12 protein-coding genes and 1 tRNA gene are annotated in these 15,714 nt (G+C 61.6%); 10 read left to right on the forward strand and 3 right to left on the reverse strand.

Annotated features, from left to right (window positions below; genetic code table 11):
• From E1200_RS04765 to dbpB (E1200_RS04810), 10 genes are all read left to right on the forward strand, one after another.
• A partial coding sequence (locus E1200_RS04765; RefSeq protein ID WP_131950549.1) for a class I SAM-dependent methyltransferase occupies positions 1-325 on the forward strand: 325 nt, incomplete at its 5' end.
• A 47-nt stretch (positions 326-372) separates the two neighbouring features.
• Positions 373-446 (forward strand) — tRNA-Pro (locus E1200_RS04770).
• A 605-nt stretch (positions 447-1,051) separates the two neighbouring features.
• A complete protein-coding gene (queC, locus tag E1200_RS04775; RefSeq protein ID WP_243708342.1) occupies positions 1,052-1,756 on the forward strand; it encodes a 7-cyano-7-deazaguanine synthase QueC in 705 nt (234 codons plus the stop codon).
• An 8-nt stretch (positions 1,757-1,764) separates the two neighbouring features.
• Positions 1,765-2,403 (forward strand): 7-carboxy-7-deazaguanine synthase, encoded by a 639-nt coding sequence (gene queE, locus E1200_RS04780; RefSeq protein WP_131950551.1) that lies wholly within the window; start codon positions 1,765-1,767, stop codon positions 2,401-2,403.
• Positions 2,403-2,759, forward strand: a complete 357-nt coding sequence (gene queD / locus E1200_RS04785) for a 6-carboxytetrahydropterin synthase QueD (RefSeq protein ID WP_131950552.1) — start codon at positions 2,403-2,405, stop codon at positions 2,757-2,759. Before queE ends, queD begins: the two co-directional genes overlap by 1 nt.
• Complete coding sequence (gene folE2, locus E1200_RS04790; protein ID WP_207933183.1) at positions 2,756-3,556, forward strand: GTP cyclohydrolase FolE2; 801 nt, start codon at positions 2,756-2,758, stop codon at positions 3,554-3,556. The genes queD and folE2 overlap by 4 nt, the downstream gene beginning before the upstream one ends.
• Positions 3,557-3,559: 3 nt before the next feature.
• Positions 3,560-4,540, forward strand: coding sequence for a hypothetical protein (locus tag E1200_RS04795; protein ID WP_131950553.1), 981 nt, complete (start codon positions 3,560-3,562; stop codon positions 4,538-4,540).
• Positions 4,540-5,688: a DGQHR domain-containing protein DpdB gene (gene dbpB / locus E1200_RS04800; protein WP_131950554.1), complete on the forward strand. Its 1,149-nt coding sequence runs from the start codon at positions 4,540-4,542 to the stop codon at positions 5,686-5,688. Before E1200_RS04795 ends, dbpB (E1200_RS04800) begins: the two co-directional genes overlap by 1 nt.
• The gene (gene dpdA / locus E1200_RS04805; RefSeq protein ID WP_131950555.1) at positions 5,685-6,947 is read left to right on the forward strand and encodes a tRNA-guanine transglycosylase DpdA; all 1,263 of its coding nucleotides are present in this window, start codon (positions 5,685-5,687) and stop codon (positions 6,945-6,947) included. The genes dbpB (E1200_RS04800) and dpdA overlap by 4 nt, the downstream gene beginning before the upstream one ends.
• Positions 6,944-8,056, forward strand: a complete 1,113-nt coding sequence (gene dbpB / locus E1200_RS04810) for a DGQHR domain-containing protein DpdB (protein WP_131950556.1) — start codon at positions 6,944-6,946, stop codon at positions 8,054-8,056. Before dpdA ends, dbpB (E1200_RS04810) begins: the two co-directional genes overlap by 4 nt.
• Before the next feature lie 702 nt (positions 8,057-8,758).
• Here dbpB (E1200_RS04810) and E1200_RS04815 read toward each other — a convergent pair.
• The 3 genes from E1200_RS04815 to dpdJ are packed head-to-tail and all read right to left on the reverse strand — an operon-like array spanning position 8,759 to position 15,713.
• Positions 8,759-10,711, reverse strand: a complete 1,953-nt coding sequence (locus tag E1200_RS04815) for a hypothetical protein (protein ID WP_131950557.1) — start codon at positions 10,709-10,711, stop codon at positions 8,759-8,761.
• Complete coding sequence (gene dpdK / locus E1200_RS04820; protein WP_131950558.1) at positions 10,708-11,241, reverse strand: phospholipase D-like domain-containing protein DpdK; 534 nt, start codon at positions 11,239-11,241, stop codon at positions 10,708-10,710. Before dpdK ends, E1200_RS04815 begins: the two co-directional genes overlap by 4 nt.
• Complete coding sequence (gene dpdJ / locus E1200_RS04825) at positions 11,238-15,713, reverse strand: protein DpdJ (RefSeq protein WP_131950589.1); 4,476 nt, start codon at positions 15,711-15,713, stop codon at positions 11,238-11,240. The genes dpdK and dpdJ overlap by 4 nt, the downstream gene beginning before the upstream one ends.
• Position 15,714: the final 1 nt, after the last annotated feature.

Here is a 15,714-nt window from a genome sequence, read left to right on the forward strand (position 1 = left end):
CTCCACCTTCGACGCCTGCGTCACCTACAACGGCCTCCACTGCCTACAAGACCCCGCCGCCGCCCTACGGGAACTGACCCGAGTCCTACGCCCAGGCGGCACCCTCCGGGGCACAACCCTCATCCGAGGCACCTCCCCCCGCCACGACACCCAGATAGCCCTCTTCCAACGCCTGGGCATCTTCGGCTCCCCCGGCACGGCCGCCGACCTCCGCACCTGGCTCCTAGACGCCGCCCTGACCAACGTGACCCTGACCCACTCCGGCGCCGTGACCACCTTCACAGCCCGCAGAATGAGGGACGCACCACTCCCCGGCATCCGCTAAGGTGTACTAGGCGCCGGGAGAACGTACACCTCCCGGGCAGCCACCACCGGGGTGTAGCGCAGCTTGGCAGCGCGCTTCGTTCGGGACGAAGAGGTCGTGGGTTCAAATCCCGCCACCCCGACACAAAGGTGCAGGTCAGAGGCCGGTTCTCCCTCACGGAGACCGGCCTCAAGATCTTTTGTCCGTCTTTTGTCCGCGAGACTTACCTTCTACTCGCCGACACCGTCCGCCCTGGACCAGCACCGAGCGGACAACCTCCACCCACCACAGGTTCAGATCCGCACCCCATCCGCCCGTCGGCTACACCCACTCATCCAGACGCACCTCAGCGCCACCTGACCCAACAGCCGCCCCGAGGACTGGATAGTTACTGGCGGGCTCCTGAACACCAAGAGTGCAGTCGGGTCCGGCCTGCCGGGGCCCGCAGTACCTCTGCGCCATCGTCCTGGATGCGGATCGCCGGATAGCCGCCGCTCAACTGCACTCGCATCGTTGCCACTAAGTGCTCTCAGCTAGCACGCAGCGGTCGATGCAGTTTCAGTCGGTCGCTGCGTCGGTTCATCCTGCCCCTCCCGCATCGGTCAGCCGCGGGCTCTTCGCACGCGAAGGACACGTGATACCTCAAGCGCATGGCGTGTTGCGGACCTCCTGGCCCTGAAACTACGCTTGGGCGGTTACCAATGAGGCTGCAGTTTCCGCGCAGTGCGCAGGATGGGGGAGCGACAGGTGAGCACGGAGAAGCGCAGGGCTGTTGTCCTGCTGAGTGGTGGCCTCGATTCGACCACGGTGCTGGCGATCGCCCGCGAGGAGGGATATGAGACGTACGCCCTCAGCTTCCGGTATGGGCAGCGGCATACCGAGGAACTCGATGCAGCGAAGAAGGTGGCTCGCGAACTGGGGGCCACCGACCACGTGATCGCTGACATCAATCTCGCCGTCTTTGGTGGCTCGGCGCTCACTGACGAGTCCCTCGATGTCCCTCACCATGCCAACGCGGACGAGCTTGGCGAGGAGATTCCGATCACCTACGTGCCTGCGCGTAACACCGTCTTCTTGTCGTTCGCGCTCGCCTGGGCCGAGACCCTGGGCTCATCGGATGTGTTCATCGGTGTCAACGCCATGGACTACAGCGGGTACCCCGACTGCCGACCGGAGTACATCGAGGCGTACGAACACATGGCGAACCTCGCCACCAAGGCCGGTGTCGAAGGTACTCAGAAGCTCAAGATCCACACCCCCCTGATTGAACTGACCAAAGCTCAGACCATCGAGCGGGGTCTGTCCCTCGGCGTGGACTACGGCTGGACGCACAGCTGCTACGACCCCATCGACGGCCGCGCCTGTGAGACGTGCGACTCGTGCCTGCTTCGCAGCCGGGGCTTCGCCGAGCTCGGCCTTGTCGATCCCTCCTTCACGTCAGTAAAGGCTTGACGGGCCCTATGTACCGGGTTAAAGAGATCTTCTACACGCTTCAGGGCGAAGGGAGCCACGCGGGGCGTCCTTCCGTGTTCTGCCGATTTAGCAGCTGCAATCTGTGGACCGGCCGCGAGAAGGACCGCCATCGGGCGATATGTCAGTTCTGTGACACTGACTTCGTCGGAACTGACGGCCCAGGCGGCGGCCGGTTCCAGACAGCCGCCGATCTCGCAGCGGCCGTCGCCAAGACCTGGCAGGGACGCGCACACCCGCGCAGCCGCCCTTACGTGGTCTGCACAGGCGGCGAACCACTCCTGCAACTGGACCGCGAGGCTGTGGATGCCCTGCACACCGAAGGGTTCGAGGTCGCGGTCGAGACCAACGGAACACGCCCCGCGCCGGCGGGTCTCGACTGGATCTGTGTCAGCCCCAAAGCCGGCACCGAGATCGTGCTGACCTCGGGAAATGATTTGAAGCTGGTCTATCCCCAGGTCGGGGCCGAGCCCGAACGCTTTGAACATCTTGCTTTCGACCGGCTGCTCCTGCAGCCGATGGACGGTCCTGATCTCGTCGCCAACACACGGGCGGCGATTGACTACTGCCTCGCTAACCCGCAGTGGCAGTTGAGCGTCCAGACCCACAAGACCCTGGGAATCCGTTGATGGAGATCTTCCGCGAGTTCACGTTCGAGGCTGCCCACCGGCTGCCGAACGTGCCCGACGGCCATAAGTGCGCTCGATTGCATGGCCACAGCTACCGCTTTGAGGTACACGTCAGTGGCGAAGTCGACCCGGCCACGGGCTGGTTGATGGACTTCGCCGAGATCAAGGCCGCCGTGAAGCCACTGGTCGAACAACTCGACCACTACTACCTTAACGAGGTGCCAGGGCTGGAGAACCCGACCTGCGAGGTGCTCGCCGAGTGGATCTGGGACAGGTTGGTCGGCAAGTTGCCGCTCTCGGCCGTCATGGTGCGTGAGACCTGCACTTCCGGCTGCGTCTACCGGGGGGAAGAGTGATTCTGCAGGACGTTCAGGCCACGCCGGACTCGCGTGGTGTCCCGCTTGACGAGGTCGGCGTGGAAGGGCTTCGTTATCCCGTCCTGGTCGCCGACGGCCAGGGCGCCAAGCGTGAGACCGTCGGCACCGCCGCCATGTCGGTCAGCCTCGGCCCAGAGGTCAAAGGAGCGCACCTTAGCCGCTTCATTGAGGTGCTGCACGAGGCTCGTGAGCAACTCAGCCTCAGCAGCGTCGCCACCCTCGCCGAGGACCTGCGGCAACGTATGTCCAGTCCGAGAGCGCGTGTCAGCCTCGACTTCCCATACTTCCTTGAGCGGTCTGCCCCGGTGACCGGGGCGGTCGGCTTTGTTGACTATGCGTGCTCCCTGGCCGCCGTCAGCGCCCCCGAGGAAAGCCGGGTCACGCTGGCCGTCACGGTACCTGTGACCAGTGTCTGCCCATGCAGCAAGGCCATCAGTGATCGGGGCGCTCACAACCAGCGTGGCCACATCACGATCGTGGTTGAGCCGACCGATCCACAAGGCGGTCTCTGGTTTGACGACCTGATCGACATCGCGGAGAAGGCGGCGTCCTCGCCCGTCTACGCCGCTCTCAAGCGGCCGGACGAGCGCCACGTGACCATGGCGGCCTATGACCATCCTGTCTTCGTCGAGGACATGGTCCGCAACGTCGCCCAGGTTTTGAGGACGCTGGACACCATCGCCGCGTACCGGATTCGGGCACTCAACGACGAGAGCATCCACAACCATGCCGCCTACGCAGCGGTGTCCTGGACCCGCCGAGCCGGCGAAGCATAGGCGATGGGCGACAACACGAGCACTCCAGGCGAACGGTCTGTCCACCTGGTCGTCACCTGCGCTAACCGCAAGCGAGGCTCGCTTTCCTCAACGCTCCGGGCACGCGAACTTCCCCAGAACCAGGACACACAAGCGCGTTGCCACGACTGGATCCGCCGCCTCGCCGCCGGAGCAGCGACCACCCGCGCAGCCGACCTGTACGCCGGCGAGTATTGGCAGGTAGCGAAACAACTTGGAGCAGTGGTTGGCCCTTCTGCTTCGATGTGGGTTTGCTCCGCCGGCTACGGGCTGATGCCGGAGGACGCGTCCATCGCCGCCTATGCGGCCACCTTCGCCTTCGGACAGGAGGACTCTGTTGCCTCCACAACCGACGATGCCCGCAGGTGGTGGGGGGCCTTGGCCGAGTGGCCCGGCCCCGCCCCCGGTGCTCCTCGGACGTTCACCGACCTCGCCGCCAGCAACCCGGACGCTGCCGTCATTGCCGTCATGTCGGACGCCTATCTGAGGTCGTGCGCTCACGATCTTCAGCAGGCGGCCGAGAAGCTAGTCGATCCGGACAATTTTGTCATCATCGGGCCTGGCCACCGGTACCCGGACCTGGAGAACTTCATCGTCCCTGTCTCTGCGGCGGTCCAGCCTGCAGTAGGCGGGAGCCTGCTCTCCTTGCATGCACGGGCCGCCCGCCACGTGCTGGAGATGGCCAGAAAGCAGCAAAAGCCGTTCACGCGGCCGACGCTTGCCGCCCTTATGAAGGAGCTGAGGGAGTCGGCTCCCCCAGCAATCTCCCGGGCTCCGGGTGCCAGGCTTAGCGACGATGAGGTGTTCGCCTTCATTCGCACAGCCATGGCAGAGGAAGCAGGACCCGTCTCCGCGACCAAGCTGCTGCGCCGGCTACGCAGTTCTGGGCGGTCTTGCGAACAGGCCCGCTTCAAGGGGCTGTTTCAGAAGATCATGCAGGAAGACGCGCTCAAGGACTGGTCCTGATGTCCATGCCCAGAAGCGAGCCGTCCATCGAGGTGCGAGCACTTCGGATCATCCAGGTCAAGGACTACCCGCTCTACATCTTCATGTTGAAGGCCGAGCAGGTCCTAGAGTTCGCCGACATCTCCCGCGTGAGCCGCGATGAGGCAGGCAAGCTGATCGGCTATCAGCGCCCCCAGGTACGCAAGCACATCCAGGAGATCGTCGAGTATCTGGACAGCCCGCTGCCGATCTTCCCTAACCCGATCATCATGGCGCTCTCGCCTGACGTCCGTTTCAAAGCCACCCGCGGCGGCAACCGGCTCCCAGATGATGGCGCCTCCGACACTGGCCGGTTGTTCCTTCCCCTGCCGAGGGAGGGCAAGCCGAAGCCCGCCTGGATCGTCGATGGACAGCAACGCGCGTTGGCCCTGGCGCGAGCTAAACGCAGAGACTTGCCCGTCCCAGTCACGGCGTTTGTCGCCGATACAGTGAGTTTGCAGCGTGATCAGTTTGTGCGCATCAACAATACGCGCCCACTTCCTCGCGGCTTGGTCACCGAATTGCTACCCGAGGTGGACAGCCCCCTGCCGGCTCGCCTGGCGGTACGCAAGGCTCCATCGAGCCTATGCGATGTGCTGAACACCGACAAGAAATCCCCTTTTCACGGGATGATCAAACGAGCCTCCAGTGCTGGGAGCCGCCAGCCAGGTGCGGTAGTTACCGACACTGGCGTCGTCGACATGATCCAAGAAAGCCTCACCTCTCCTTCCGGCTGCCTTTTTCCGTATCGCGACATCGGTCGCGGCGAAACGGATTACGACGGAATCATCCAGGCTTTGATCATCTACTGGACGGCAGTCCGGGACACTTTCCCTGAAGCATGGGGCAAACCACCGGAAAAAAGCCGATTGATGCATGGTGCTGGAATCAAGGCAATGGGTCGCCTAATGGATCGCATCCTCGGTACTATTGACCCTCAACGCGATGATGCATACGAGCAGATTCGCCAACACCTCGAACTCATCGCTCCGCACTGTCACTGGACCACTGGGACCTGGGAGGGTCTTGGGCATCGCTGGAACGAGATTGAGAATGTGGGGAAGCATGTCCAAGAGCTTTCCAACTACCTGATCCGTCTGTACCAGAGCGCACGCAGGGAACTCCTTTGAAATTTTTCTTTCCAGATAGCCAAGACCAGGTCAGCCCGACCTTCGACTTCCGCAACGAAGAATATTCTCCGTACCGTGTACGGCAGCGCGACGACCGCTACGCGCATGAGGTTCTAGCAAAGCGTCCTTACCACGGGATCCTGGTCAGCAAAGCTATCGTGGACGGCTCGGTGAGAGGATCCGGGAAGTACACGATGCCGCAGCGAGAACGGCTTCACCGGTTGGGCGTACAAAAATACTTCAGGCTCCCGGACGGCGTCACCACGCTGGGCGATTGTGGCGCCTTCAACTATATTGACGAAATCGAACCGCCGTACAGCGTGTCCGATGTCGTGGATTTCTATGAACGCTGCGGATTTGATGAAGGCGTTAGCGTTGACCATGTAATCTTCCACTATGACCGGGACGCCACCGAATCCACCGTCGCACCAAAGTGGGCTGAACGTCGCCGGATCACGCTTAAGTACGCGCGCGATTTTCTCGATGAGGTGGAGAAGCGAAAGCATCCCATCGTCCCGGTGGGCGCTGCCCAGGGGTGGAGCCCCGCCAGCTACGCTGACAGCGTCCACCAACTCGAAGAGATGGGCTACCGGCGCATAGCGCTCGGAGGAATGGTGCCCTTGCGGACCGACGACATCTTGGACTGTCTCTACGAGATAGATAAGGTGCGGCAGAACGCAGAGTTGCATCTGTTGGGGATCACTCGGGTCGGTACCATCGAAAAGTTCGCCACTCTCGGGGTAACCAGTTTCGACAGCACATCGCCGTTTCGCCAGTCGTTCATGGACGACAAGAACAACTACCACACCGCTGATGGCGCTTACATGGCAATCCGGGTGCCTCAGGTCGACGGAAACCCGTCCCTGAAGCGAAAGGTGCTAGCTGGCGAGGTTTCACAAGCCGAAGCCAAGCGCCTCGAGCGCGAGACACTTCGCCTACTACGAGCCTACGACGAAGGCGACACTAGAGCCTCCCTGGAGAAGGTACTGAACGCCCTCCGCGACTATGAGCAACTGGTTGAAGGCGACAAGCTGGATCCTAAGAAGGGCGCCAAGAAGTCTCGTATCCCCAAGTATGAGATCCTTCTTCAAGAGAAACCATGGAAGACATGCAACTGTGGACTATGCAGCAAGCTTGGCATTGAGATAGCCGTATTCCGAGGCACGGAACGGAACAAGAGCCGCGGCTTCCACAACCTTGCGGTCTTCGCCGCTAAGATTCAGCACATCGGCCGTGCGCCTAGTCAGGAGAACCAATGACCGACCAGCACACGCTTCGTCTTCCGGCGCTGGAGGTCCGGCAGGGTGATCGCCGCATCTACTGCTTCGCGGTTGACGGCAAGCGCCTGCATGAGTTCGCGGCTGTGTCCCGAATCCGACGTGATGACCAGGAGGAGCTCCACGGCTACCAGCGCCCGGAGGTAGCCAACCACATCAGAGCGATCAAGCGCTATCTTGAGTCACCCTCGGCGATGTTGCCGAACGCGGTCGTGCTGGCATTCGACAGCAGGGTGAAGTTCGAAGCCGGGACAACCCCTGAGACAGGGGGGGGCTACTCGGTGCCCGGAGAACTCGTCATACCCGTGGACGAGGACCTTCCCGAGGACCAGAAACCCGCTTGGCTGGTGGACGGCCAGCAGCGCAGTGCTGCCATCAGGGAAGCAGAGATCGACACGTTTCCCATCGCGGCCGTAGGCTTCATCGCCGACAACGAGGCTGAACAGCGAGCCCAGTTCATCCTGGTCAACAACACCAAGCCCCTGCCCAAGGGCCTGATCCACGAACTGCTCCCCAACACCAGAGGTCACCTGCCGCCGGCTTACGCCCGCCGGCAGTTGCCAGCGGTGCTCATGACCCGGCTTAACGGGACCGGCGCCGGCCCGTTCTACAAGGCGATCGCGACCCCCACCTCGCCGGACGGCTACATCAAGGACAACAGCGTCCTGAAGATGATCGAGAACAGCATGTACGAGGGGGCGCTGTACCAGTACCGCGACGAGCAAGGCGGCGGAGACGTCGAACGCATGCTGCTCCACCTCAACACGTTCTGGGGCTTGGTCAGAGACGTCTTCCCGGACGCTTGGAGCAAGCCGCCCCGCACGTCGCGGCTAACTCACGGCGTCGGCATCCAGGCCATGGGTTACGTGATGGACAAGCTCACCGAAGACGAGCCGGCCGAAGAGCTCGACCGCCACCACATCCTCGAGAAGCTGAGGAACATCAAGGTCGTAGCGGCCTGGACTGAGGGAAGCTGGCACTTCGGCAGGGACGATGAGCGCAAGTGGAACGGCCTGCAGAACACTCCCAACGACGTGAAGTGGCTGACCAAGGGCCTCCTCGTCATGGTCGACCAGGACCCGCTCTTCTGACCCTTCACTTAGGCTTACCTAACGTGCCCGCGAGGGTCTTCGCAAATCGAAAACCAAGCTGGAGATCACCCTCCTGGCTCCAGGAGGGTGATCTCACCGCAACTCACTCGTCACTCTAACAAGCGAACTGAATGCAGAGCGTCACCTACTCGGCAGTGTAGCCGAATCTGGGGCTGACCAGTCACGATCTGGCAGACCGCACAGGATGCAGACCAACTCTCCCGTCTCGTCCTCCTCGAACACGTGAGGGCACGAATCACCGCAGAAGGCAGTCGATACCTGGGTCTTGCCCGGGTTCACCGCCTTCAGGGGCGCTCCGGAATTTGACTCCCGCGGCTTGAGCGGGTAATACGGCATGCGTGGGACCTCTCTCCCTGCCAGCGTGTGCGGGTGAGTTTCGTACGAGGGGCTCCCATAGAGCCGGTGGAAGGTGGCCGCCTTCCACCGGCTCGCCTTGGCGACTTTTTGGGCATGCTTCGCCTTGAGTCCACCAGGAGCCATCTCTTCTAATTTTGGGCGTGCTCAAATAAGCCCTTTTGCGAACTCATACCTCCTCAGTTGATGTGGGGGCGCAGATACACTTCCCCCAGCCAACAGCGAGAACGTATCACGACCGAGGTCCGGGTGCTCCCAGTTTGTCAGAAGGGCCCGGGAATCTTCCCGGGCCCTTCTGGCAGACTAATTGGGTCGACGATTCGCTTCCTAAGGGATGACGCCCCTCATTGCCGCAGCAAGGAGCGATGCCGAACCGCTTCCATTGGCGCAGAAGACGGCGTTCTTGTTCTTTGCATTCTCCCGTATGAAACCAGTCGCTGCATGCTTAGCACATCGCACTGCGAGGGCGATGACGTCAGAGTTCCGCGCCTTTTCCCTCAGAGAAGGACTACCGACCTTCTCGTGCGAGAGGTGAACTCGCATGCCTGGGAACTGTCGCCTCATTTCATTCGCGACCCGCTTCAGGACCCCCTCGTCTAGGGAATACAGCAGCACGCTTCGACCTGCGAGATCCGGCTTGATCGGATCTTCGGGGCCGTCAGGCATCTGCCAGACCAGGCCGAGATCCAGTTCGGTGGAGAGTTGCTGGGCGAAGGCGTGCGTGCTGGCTGGCAATCGGTTCTGGTGTCGACAGAGGGGGGCAAGGATGGCGAGGGCTAGGGTGAGCCGCGCGTTCTCATCGGGGCACGGCATACGTATAATCAGGTCAACGAGGTCGAGGGCGATGTCTGCTTGTTCTACGGAGCACCACCGGTCAACAGGGTCCAGCAACTCTTGGAGCAGTGCCTCGTAGTCGGCCTGGGAAGGCCCGGCCCTCAGGAAAGTGTCGATTAGGGCAGTGAGGGTGAGCAGGTCCCCTGGCGAGAACCTGTCAGCGAGCAGTGCGTAGTTGATGAACATTCGAGCGGTTTGGGGAATGCTTGCTTGATAGTCGATGGCGTCGAGCAGAATTCCAACTCGCATCCATGCTTTTGACCACTCACTGTCATTGAGACTGCCCAGATAACTGGAAAGCTGATCGTCGGCATCCGCTAGCGGTTCCCAGTCACGCCATGATTCAGTGTCCCTAACCTTCCTAACTTCTTCCGAGGCCGAAGTGACATCGAAAAGGCCGAGCCAAGCGGAGATGGCCGGGGCAGGAGTGGGCGTCGGAGAGCCCGGCTGGACAACCGTGGAGGAAGCGAGTGCACGGACTGCTGTTAGCAAGGCTTCAGGCAAGGCCGCTGAAGACGACGTACCGGCTTCAAGATCCGCTAGCAGGACCGCGAGGTGTTCGGCATCTCTCCGGCCGAGTGCAGCGGTGAGGAGTACCGCCACAGCCTCGCGGCCATACTGGGCTGCCGCCTCGTGGACCGGGAGTGGGATCCTGATGTTGGAGAGAGCAGTGACAGCGGCATCGACGTCACCGTCTTCCAACGGTGTCGCGAGGGAGGTGGCGTAAGCAGCGTTGAGCACTGCTTCCTTGACCGGTCTAGGCGGGTTCTGCGCGAGTACGTAGGGAAGCCGGGGCATGTCGAGAAGTTCGCTGCTGAAGCCGAGGCGATCGAGATGCTTGATGCGCAGATGAGCGAGGTTCGTCGCGTCGATTCCACCCCGGTTGACGATCTGTTGGTAGATCGCGTCGGCTGTCGTGCCGCCACCTACTGCCAAGGCGGCATCGAAGTCAGCGATGAGTCGCCCCAGAGGACGATCTAGGGCCCACGAACGTGTCGGCGCCTTTCTACTTACATCCCGCATCTTCTCCAGAGCGCCACGCAATTTTACTCGTTTTTCATTGTTATTTGCACTACTTATTCGAAAAACGGTCGCTGTTTCGTTCTCAAGGAACTCAGCGATGGCTCCGTCGAGCGGATCGGCAAAGTTGAGTTCATAGGGAACCCTGTCCCCAGTGCGCGCGTAACTCTCCCCAGCGAAGGCCGCGATGAGCTCCTGAGCCTGGCGACTGCTTATTGACCGTCTGGCGATAACGTACACATACGCGACGTCATCTGACATGTGAGCGCGCGGCAGAACAATCAAGTCATCGTCTGCTCTTGTTTGCTCACGCAATGTATTAACAGCCGCAGGGTACTTAGCGATGTCGTTGGGATCGGCAAGGAAGACGTCTAGGAACTTCGTCAGTATTCTAGAATCGTGCTCGTCGACCTGAGTAGTGGTCATCGCTTTCCCTCCCAGCGATCTGCGAAGTCCATAAACGCCTTGGCGATCTTAGTCGGATTCGTGGTGTAATTGACGGATTCGTCATTGACGCCGAGGCCATTGCGAGTGAAGTTCATGGAACCTTCAATCAGCCACGAGTTGGTACACAAAGTCTTTTCATGGAGCACCTCGGCGTTACTGATGTGCGGCTCCGGGGTGTTGCCAGCAGCACGGCGGAGTTGATCGGCGAACACTTCGTTCCGAGGTAGGCGCTTCGTCGCCATTTTGACGATCGTGCCACGGCGGTGGATTGCTCCCAGAAGATGGGAGAGGCTTACTACAGCCGGAAATTCGTCGCCGAGCAACGCGTCATACGCTCCGAAGCTATTGTCGATGATCGAGACGTCCGTCACCCATCCGGACACCAGCCACAACATGCGGCCTTCCGACACGGGACGTACCAGTTCGGAGAGCAGTGCGGCCCTTATGACCGGATCCACCGCGATGCCTGTTGCCTGGCTTGGGCGGATGTTGCGTTCAGCCTCGATCACTGTTCTACCTCTCGAAGCACCACGCGCACCAGAATCCGTCCCCCTGCACGGCTCATTCCGTCGATCTCACCGTGCAGACGGAGCACATCGCGGTCGACCGCGATCAATGGGACAAGGGTCAGCGCAGTTGCCAATGCTTCTCGCTCCTCGACCGGGCAGACCAGATCGACCGCGCCGGCTTCAACCATCCCCTGCTCGTACGGTTCAGCCCAGCCCGGCTGTGTGATGTCGATGCGGGGCAGCCGCTCTTCTAGCGCCGCATCCGCGAGCAGGCGATCAAGGAAGACGGGTTGTTCTAGCGGGATGAACGGTTGGTAGTACTGAAGGTGGCAACTCCGGGCCTGCGCCCCTCGGGGCCACAGCATGCTAAACGCCTGGTCGGCACGGAGTTGACGCTCACCCGTCCGGATGGCTCCGGTGCCCACCGCATAGGCGATCACCCGCGCATCCACCTCAAACCCAAGTCGGTCCTCGGTCTCCGTCCACGCGTCCAGCAATCGCAGCGTTTCCTCATCGCTGCCAGGGCCACTGCCTGGCCGGAGCACTCGGGTCAACAAGGCCGCGACAGCACTGTGCCGCGGAGGGCCGTCGAGTTCGGTCCATACGGCCCTGATCTCCCGTAGTGCAATCTCGGTCTCGGCAATGGATGTGGCATCGCGGATCGCCTGGACGGCCACCGCGGCGGTGCCGTCAGGTTCTTCATCGACGATATTGCGCAGGAGTCGGGTAACGGCCGCATCGGTGTACTCGTACTCGTTGGGTTTTAGCGCGGCGACGAGGGTGGACCAGAAGCGCTGTGGCGTGGCGTGGTAGGTGTGTACGAGCCGCTCGACCACGCCCAAGCCCCCGACGGAGGTTTCACTGAGCCAGATTGTTGCGGGATCGTCCGGGTCCTTGCCAGGAACTACGTCGACGATCAGGTCTGTCTCCTGGGCGTCGGGACACAGCCGCAGCGCTGCCTCGAGGGCCGCGGCTGCCAAAGTGTCGTGGTAAAACCGCCGCGCAAACTGCTGCGTCTGCGCTGCCACGTCCTCGGCAAAGAGTAGGTTTCCAGCACGGTTGAGAGCGTCCACCACGGCCTGCTCCTGGCTCAGTTCACGAAGAGCCTTGACCAGACGAGTTTCAGCGAGAGCATCGGTGGTGGTCTCCTCCGAGCGATACAGAACCTGAAGAATCCGCTCTATCTCATCGCGCCAAGATCCGTCGGCCATGCTCGTCCAGATCTCCTCAGGGGTTCGCGACGTTTCCAACCCTTTCAGAGAGAACGCGGTGAAGTATATGAGACTGAGCCAACCACGCTTGAAGACGTTCGCAAACTCGACGAGAACGGGGTCCTCATCTACAGCACGATAGAAAGCCTGTGATCGCCACTGAGGTGAGCACAGGTACTCCTGAACCTGTGACAGAGTTAGATCGATCTGCGGCAGTCTAATCTGAATAGCGTCGACCAGCAGTTCGAAGCCAAGCGCAGCAGGGGCGCCCTGGTAGGTGTATCGCACCCGGCTTCGGAGTTCATTGCCCCCACCACGAGCAACCGTAGCGTCCGCGCCGAACGTCATGCGCCGGATGGTGACGGGATTCCCGCCAGCGTGCGTCCGGAAACCGATGTGCACGTCCTTCAGCCAGGATGAAGAGGCCGCGGCTTCGAGGTTATTACCCGGCGCGTTCGTGGACTCCACGATGTCGGTGGCCCACAGAGGCGTGCCTTGGGAACGGTCCTCGATCTCCTTGTCTGGCTCCTTCAGCTTAATACGGTGCGGCCTCAGCACAGTGAGCATTTCCCGAGGGCCGTTGTATCCGCGCCACTCGCCCTCCACCCGGAAGCCGACGAGGACATTCGAATCGAGTTCCAGTTCGGTGCTGGAGTCCAGTGGCACTGGGAGCCACGTCCGATGACGGTCGTCACCGTAACCGAACCGCATACTGACCCGCCCCGGTACAGCCTCACGCAGTGCCTGAGCGACCGGCATCCGCTCCTCCTCAGGCTTGCCGACGTCAAAGGGCAGTTGAAACTCGACTTCGGGAAGATTGAGGGGAGCGAACAACGACTTGGTCACGAACTCGGGCAGCAGACTGTATGGCGCGGCCCCCGGATCGGGACGCACCGGGCCCCAGTGTGTCTCCAGCCGGCGCAGGGCAGTGGGAATCACGGCCAGCATGAGTGACCGAGGCTGCTCCCACATGAGGGCCTGCGCCTCATCGGCACTGATCTTCAGAGAGTCCTGCAGGTAACGGGCGAGGCTGTCCTGGCGCGGGCTGTTCTCTGGGTCCTCACACAGCAGGCCATTAAGTTCCTGTGCGACAGTGACGTGGGCAGGCTTCTCGAGGGGGCTGGCGGGAGCAGTCAGAAGTTTCCGGACGTTGAGGTCCTTACCGAGCAAAGGCCTGAGTCTCTGCTGCAGCCAGTCCAGAAGGACCTGCGCCGCTTGTACTTTGAGGACGTATCGGTTGCGGATCGGCAAGCTGCTGGCTGTGACCTGCGGAGCGAACAAAGTCTCATATGCCTGATAGGTCAGGCGGTCACGCCCGTAGTCGGACAAGGCGACTACGGTTAGCGGCCTCGTCCTGCGCTGTCGCCCAGCGCGACCACGCCGCTGGATGAACGATGACGCGTCATGGGGCGTCTTATGCTGCATGACCAAGCCAACACGTGGGTCGTTGAAGCCGACTTCCAGCGAGGCAGTTGCCACAATGAGCCGTGCCTCAAGGCTCACGCCGGCGTCCTGAGACGAGGTGCGTCCGATCTTCAGTCCACCCAAGGTCAGGCCAGGGTCGAGAAGGTGGCCAATCCGCTCGACAAAGTCCCAGGACTGCCCGTCCTGGTAACGCTCGGCACGGTGGTCGGCAGCCGGTGAACGCAGCCCCGCGAGCACCTTGCGACGGTACCTCGGGCCCGTGCCCTGTCCCTCTGCGCTGCGGAGATTGCGGTAATACCGGTTGGTGACATCGAGATCGTCGGTGAAGAGGAAGCCGGTGGAGCCGTAGAGACCCTCCTTTCCTCGGGGATCAAGAAGTCGGCCAAAGAGCATGGCGGCCTGGATCGAGGTAGAGAGCAGACTTGCGCCTGAGAGCGGGTCGCCGCGCAGAGCTAGAGCGTATTCGCGGCCCTCCTCCTCCATGTCCGCAAAGTCGGGCTCAATGTATGTCACGTCGGCTTCGGCGAGTCCTGTCAGTTGAGCGAAGAACCGATGTGCTTCCCGCAGCGTCGCGCTCAGACCGACGAACGTGACCGGCTTACGAAGCGCGTTTCGCCAACGTCGCAGGACAAGCGCGACCTGAGCGCCGTGCACGCCTGTGTAGGTGTGGACCTCGTCTAGCAGAACTACGCGCGGCGTCCGCCCTCCCGACCAGCCGAGCAGTTTGCCCAACTTCGGATCGGTGCTACTACGGTTCAACATCTCGGTAGTGGTGAACAGCAGGTCCGGCGGCCTGGCGGTAAGCGAGTTGCGCGTCAGCGCAAGTTGTTCGCCGCTGATCTCGTTACCGCACTCCACACAGAGAAGGTGCTCGACCTTTACAGCGTGCCTCTCAGCAGGCCAGATCAGGAGGCCCATCGTGCAACTGGGGCACGTGAGGTAGGGGCAGACAAAGCCGTCTGGCCGGCGCTTCCAAGCGCGTGCGGCGGAGGAGTTGCCGTTAAGTGCGTCAGCTGACCGGATTACGTCGCTATAGAGCACACCGATCCGCAGCGGTCGCCGCTGCTGCCTCCTTGGCGTCTGTTCGATACGCTCAACGTTGGCCACCGCCTCGCGCAGTTGGTCTCGCAAGAGTTCCTTACGTGGATAAAGCGCCAGTGTATGGACATAGGAGGCGGTTGAGTGAGCGGTGGCACCGATGTCAGTCAACGTGGGCAGGTAAAAGGCAAGCGTTTTACCGCTGCCAGTGCCGGCTCCGACGATTACGCCGGACGACCTCTTGATAGAGAATGCGCTGTAGATATTCTTGGTCGCCTCCACCTGAAAACGGGAGAGGTTCCACCCACTCATCAAGGCAGTGGCGACTTTTTCTTGGATCGGCCCCCATCCGTTAAGCGCACTGAACTCCATGAGTGCGGCCGCAGGAGAAATGTTCCGTTTAGGGTACCGACGTTTGGCTACGTGCAGTCGGTAATCGGCGACCAGCCTCGCACCTCGCTGCCACCACCCGGGATCGGGGTACTGTGGGTTCTTCCCCTGCTGGAAGGGGAACAGTTGCCGCAGTTCGCTTGTCAGACGCATGCCTTCAGCAAAGCGTGTGCGATATCTCGGAGGTGAAGTGAAGGGCACCTGGTGAAGTAGGCGCAGCCCCAGGAGCCAGTCCACGACCTGGCGAGCAGTTGCAGTAGGTGCATCCGGATGTCTTGCCAAAGACTCCTCGACCGTGTCGAGGACTTCCTCCTCGGAGAGAGCGCCGTTCGTCGCCCCCCACGACAGCACCGGGAACTCGAGATCTTCGAGTCGGTCGAGCAGATGACTGGCGAACCGCCATTCCATG

This window comes from Actinomadura sp. GC306 (assembly GCF_004348665.1).
Taxonomy (GTDB): domain Bacteria; phylum Actinomycetota; class Actinomycetes; order Streptosporangiales; family Streptosporangiaceae; genus Spirillospora.

What these genes read in the sequence shown, in the direction of transcription:
- queE (WP_131950551.1), top strand. Translation starts at nt 1,765, where the DNA reads ATGTACCGGGTTAAAGAGATCTTCTACACGCTTCAGGGCGAAGGGAGC.
- queD (WP_131950552.1), top strand. Translation starts at nt 2,403, where the DNA reads ATGGAGATCTTCCGCGAGTTCACGTTCGAGGCTGCCCACCGGCTGCCG.
- E1200_RS04795 (WP_131950553.1), top strand. Translation starts at nt 3,560, where the DNA reads ATGGGCGACAACACGAGCACTCCAGGCGAACGGTCTGTCCACCTGGTC.
- dbpB (WP_131950554.1), top strand. Translation starts at nt 4,540, where the DNA reads ATGTCCATGCCCAGAAGCGAGCCGTCCATCGAGGTGCGAGCACTTCGG.
- dbpB (WP_131950556.1), top strand. Translation starts at nt 6,944, where the DNA reads ATGACCGACCAGCACACGCTTCGTCTTCCGGCGCTGGAGGTCCGGCAG.
- E1200_RS04815 (WP_131950557.1), bottom strand. Translation starts at nt 10,711, where the DNA reads ATGACCACTACTCAGGTCGACGAGCACGATTCTAGAATACTGACGAAG.
- dpdJ (WP_131950589.1), bottom strand. Translation starts at nt 15,713, where the DNA reads ATGGAATGGCGGTTCGCCAGTCATCTGCTCGACCGACTCGAAGATCTC.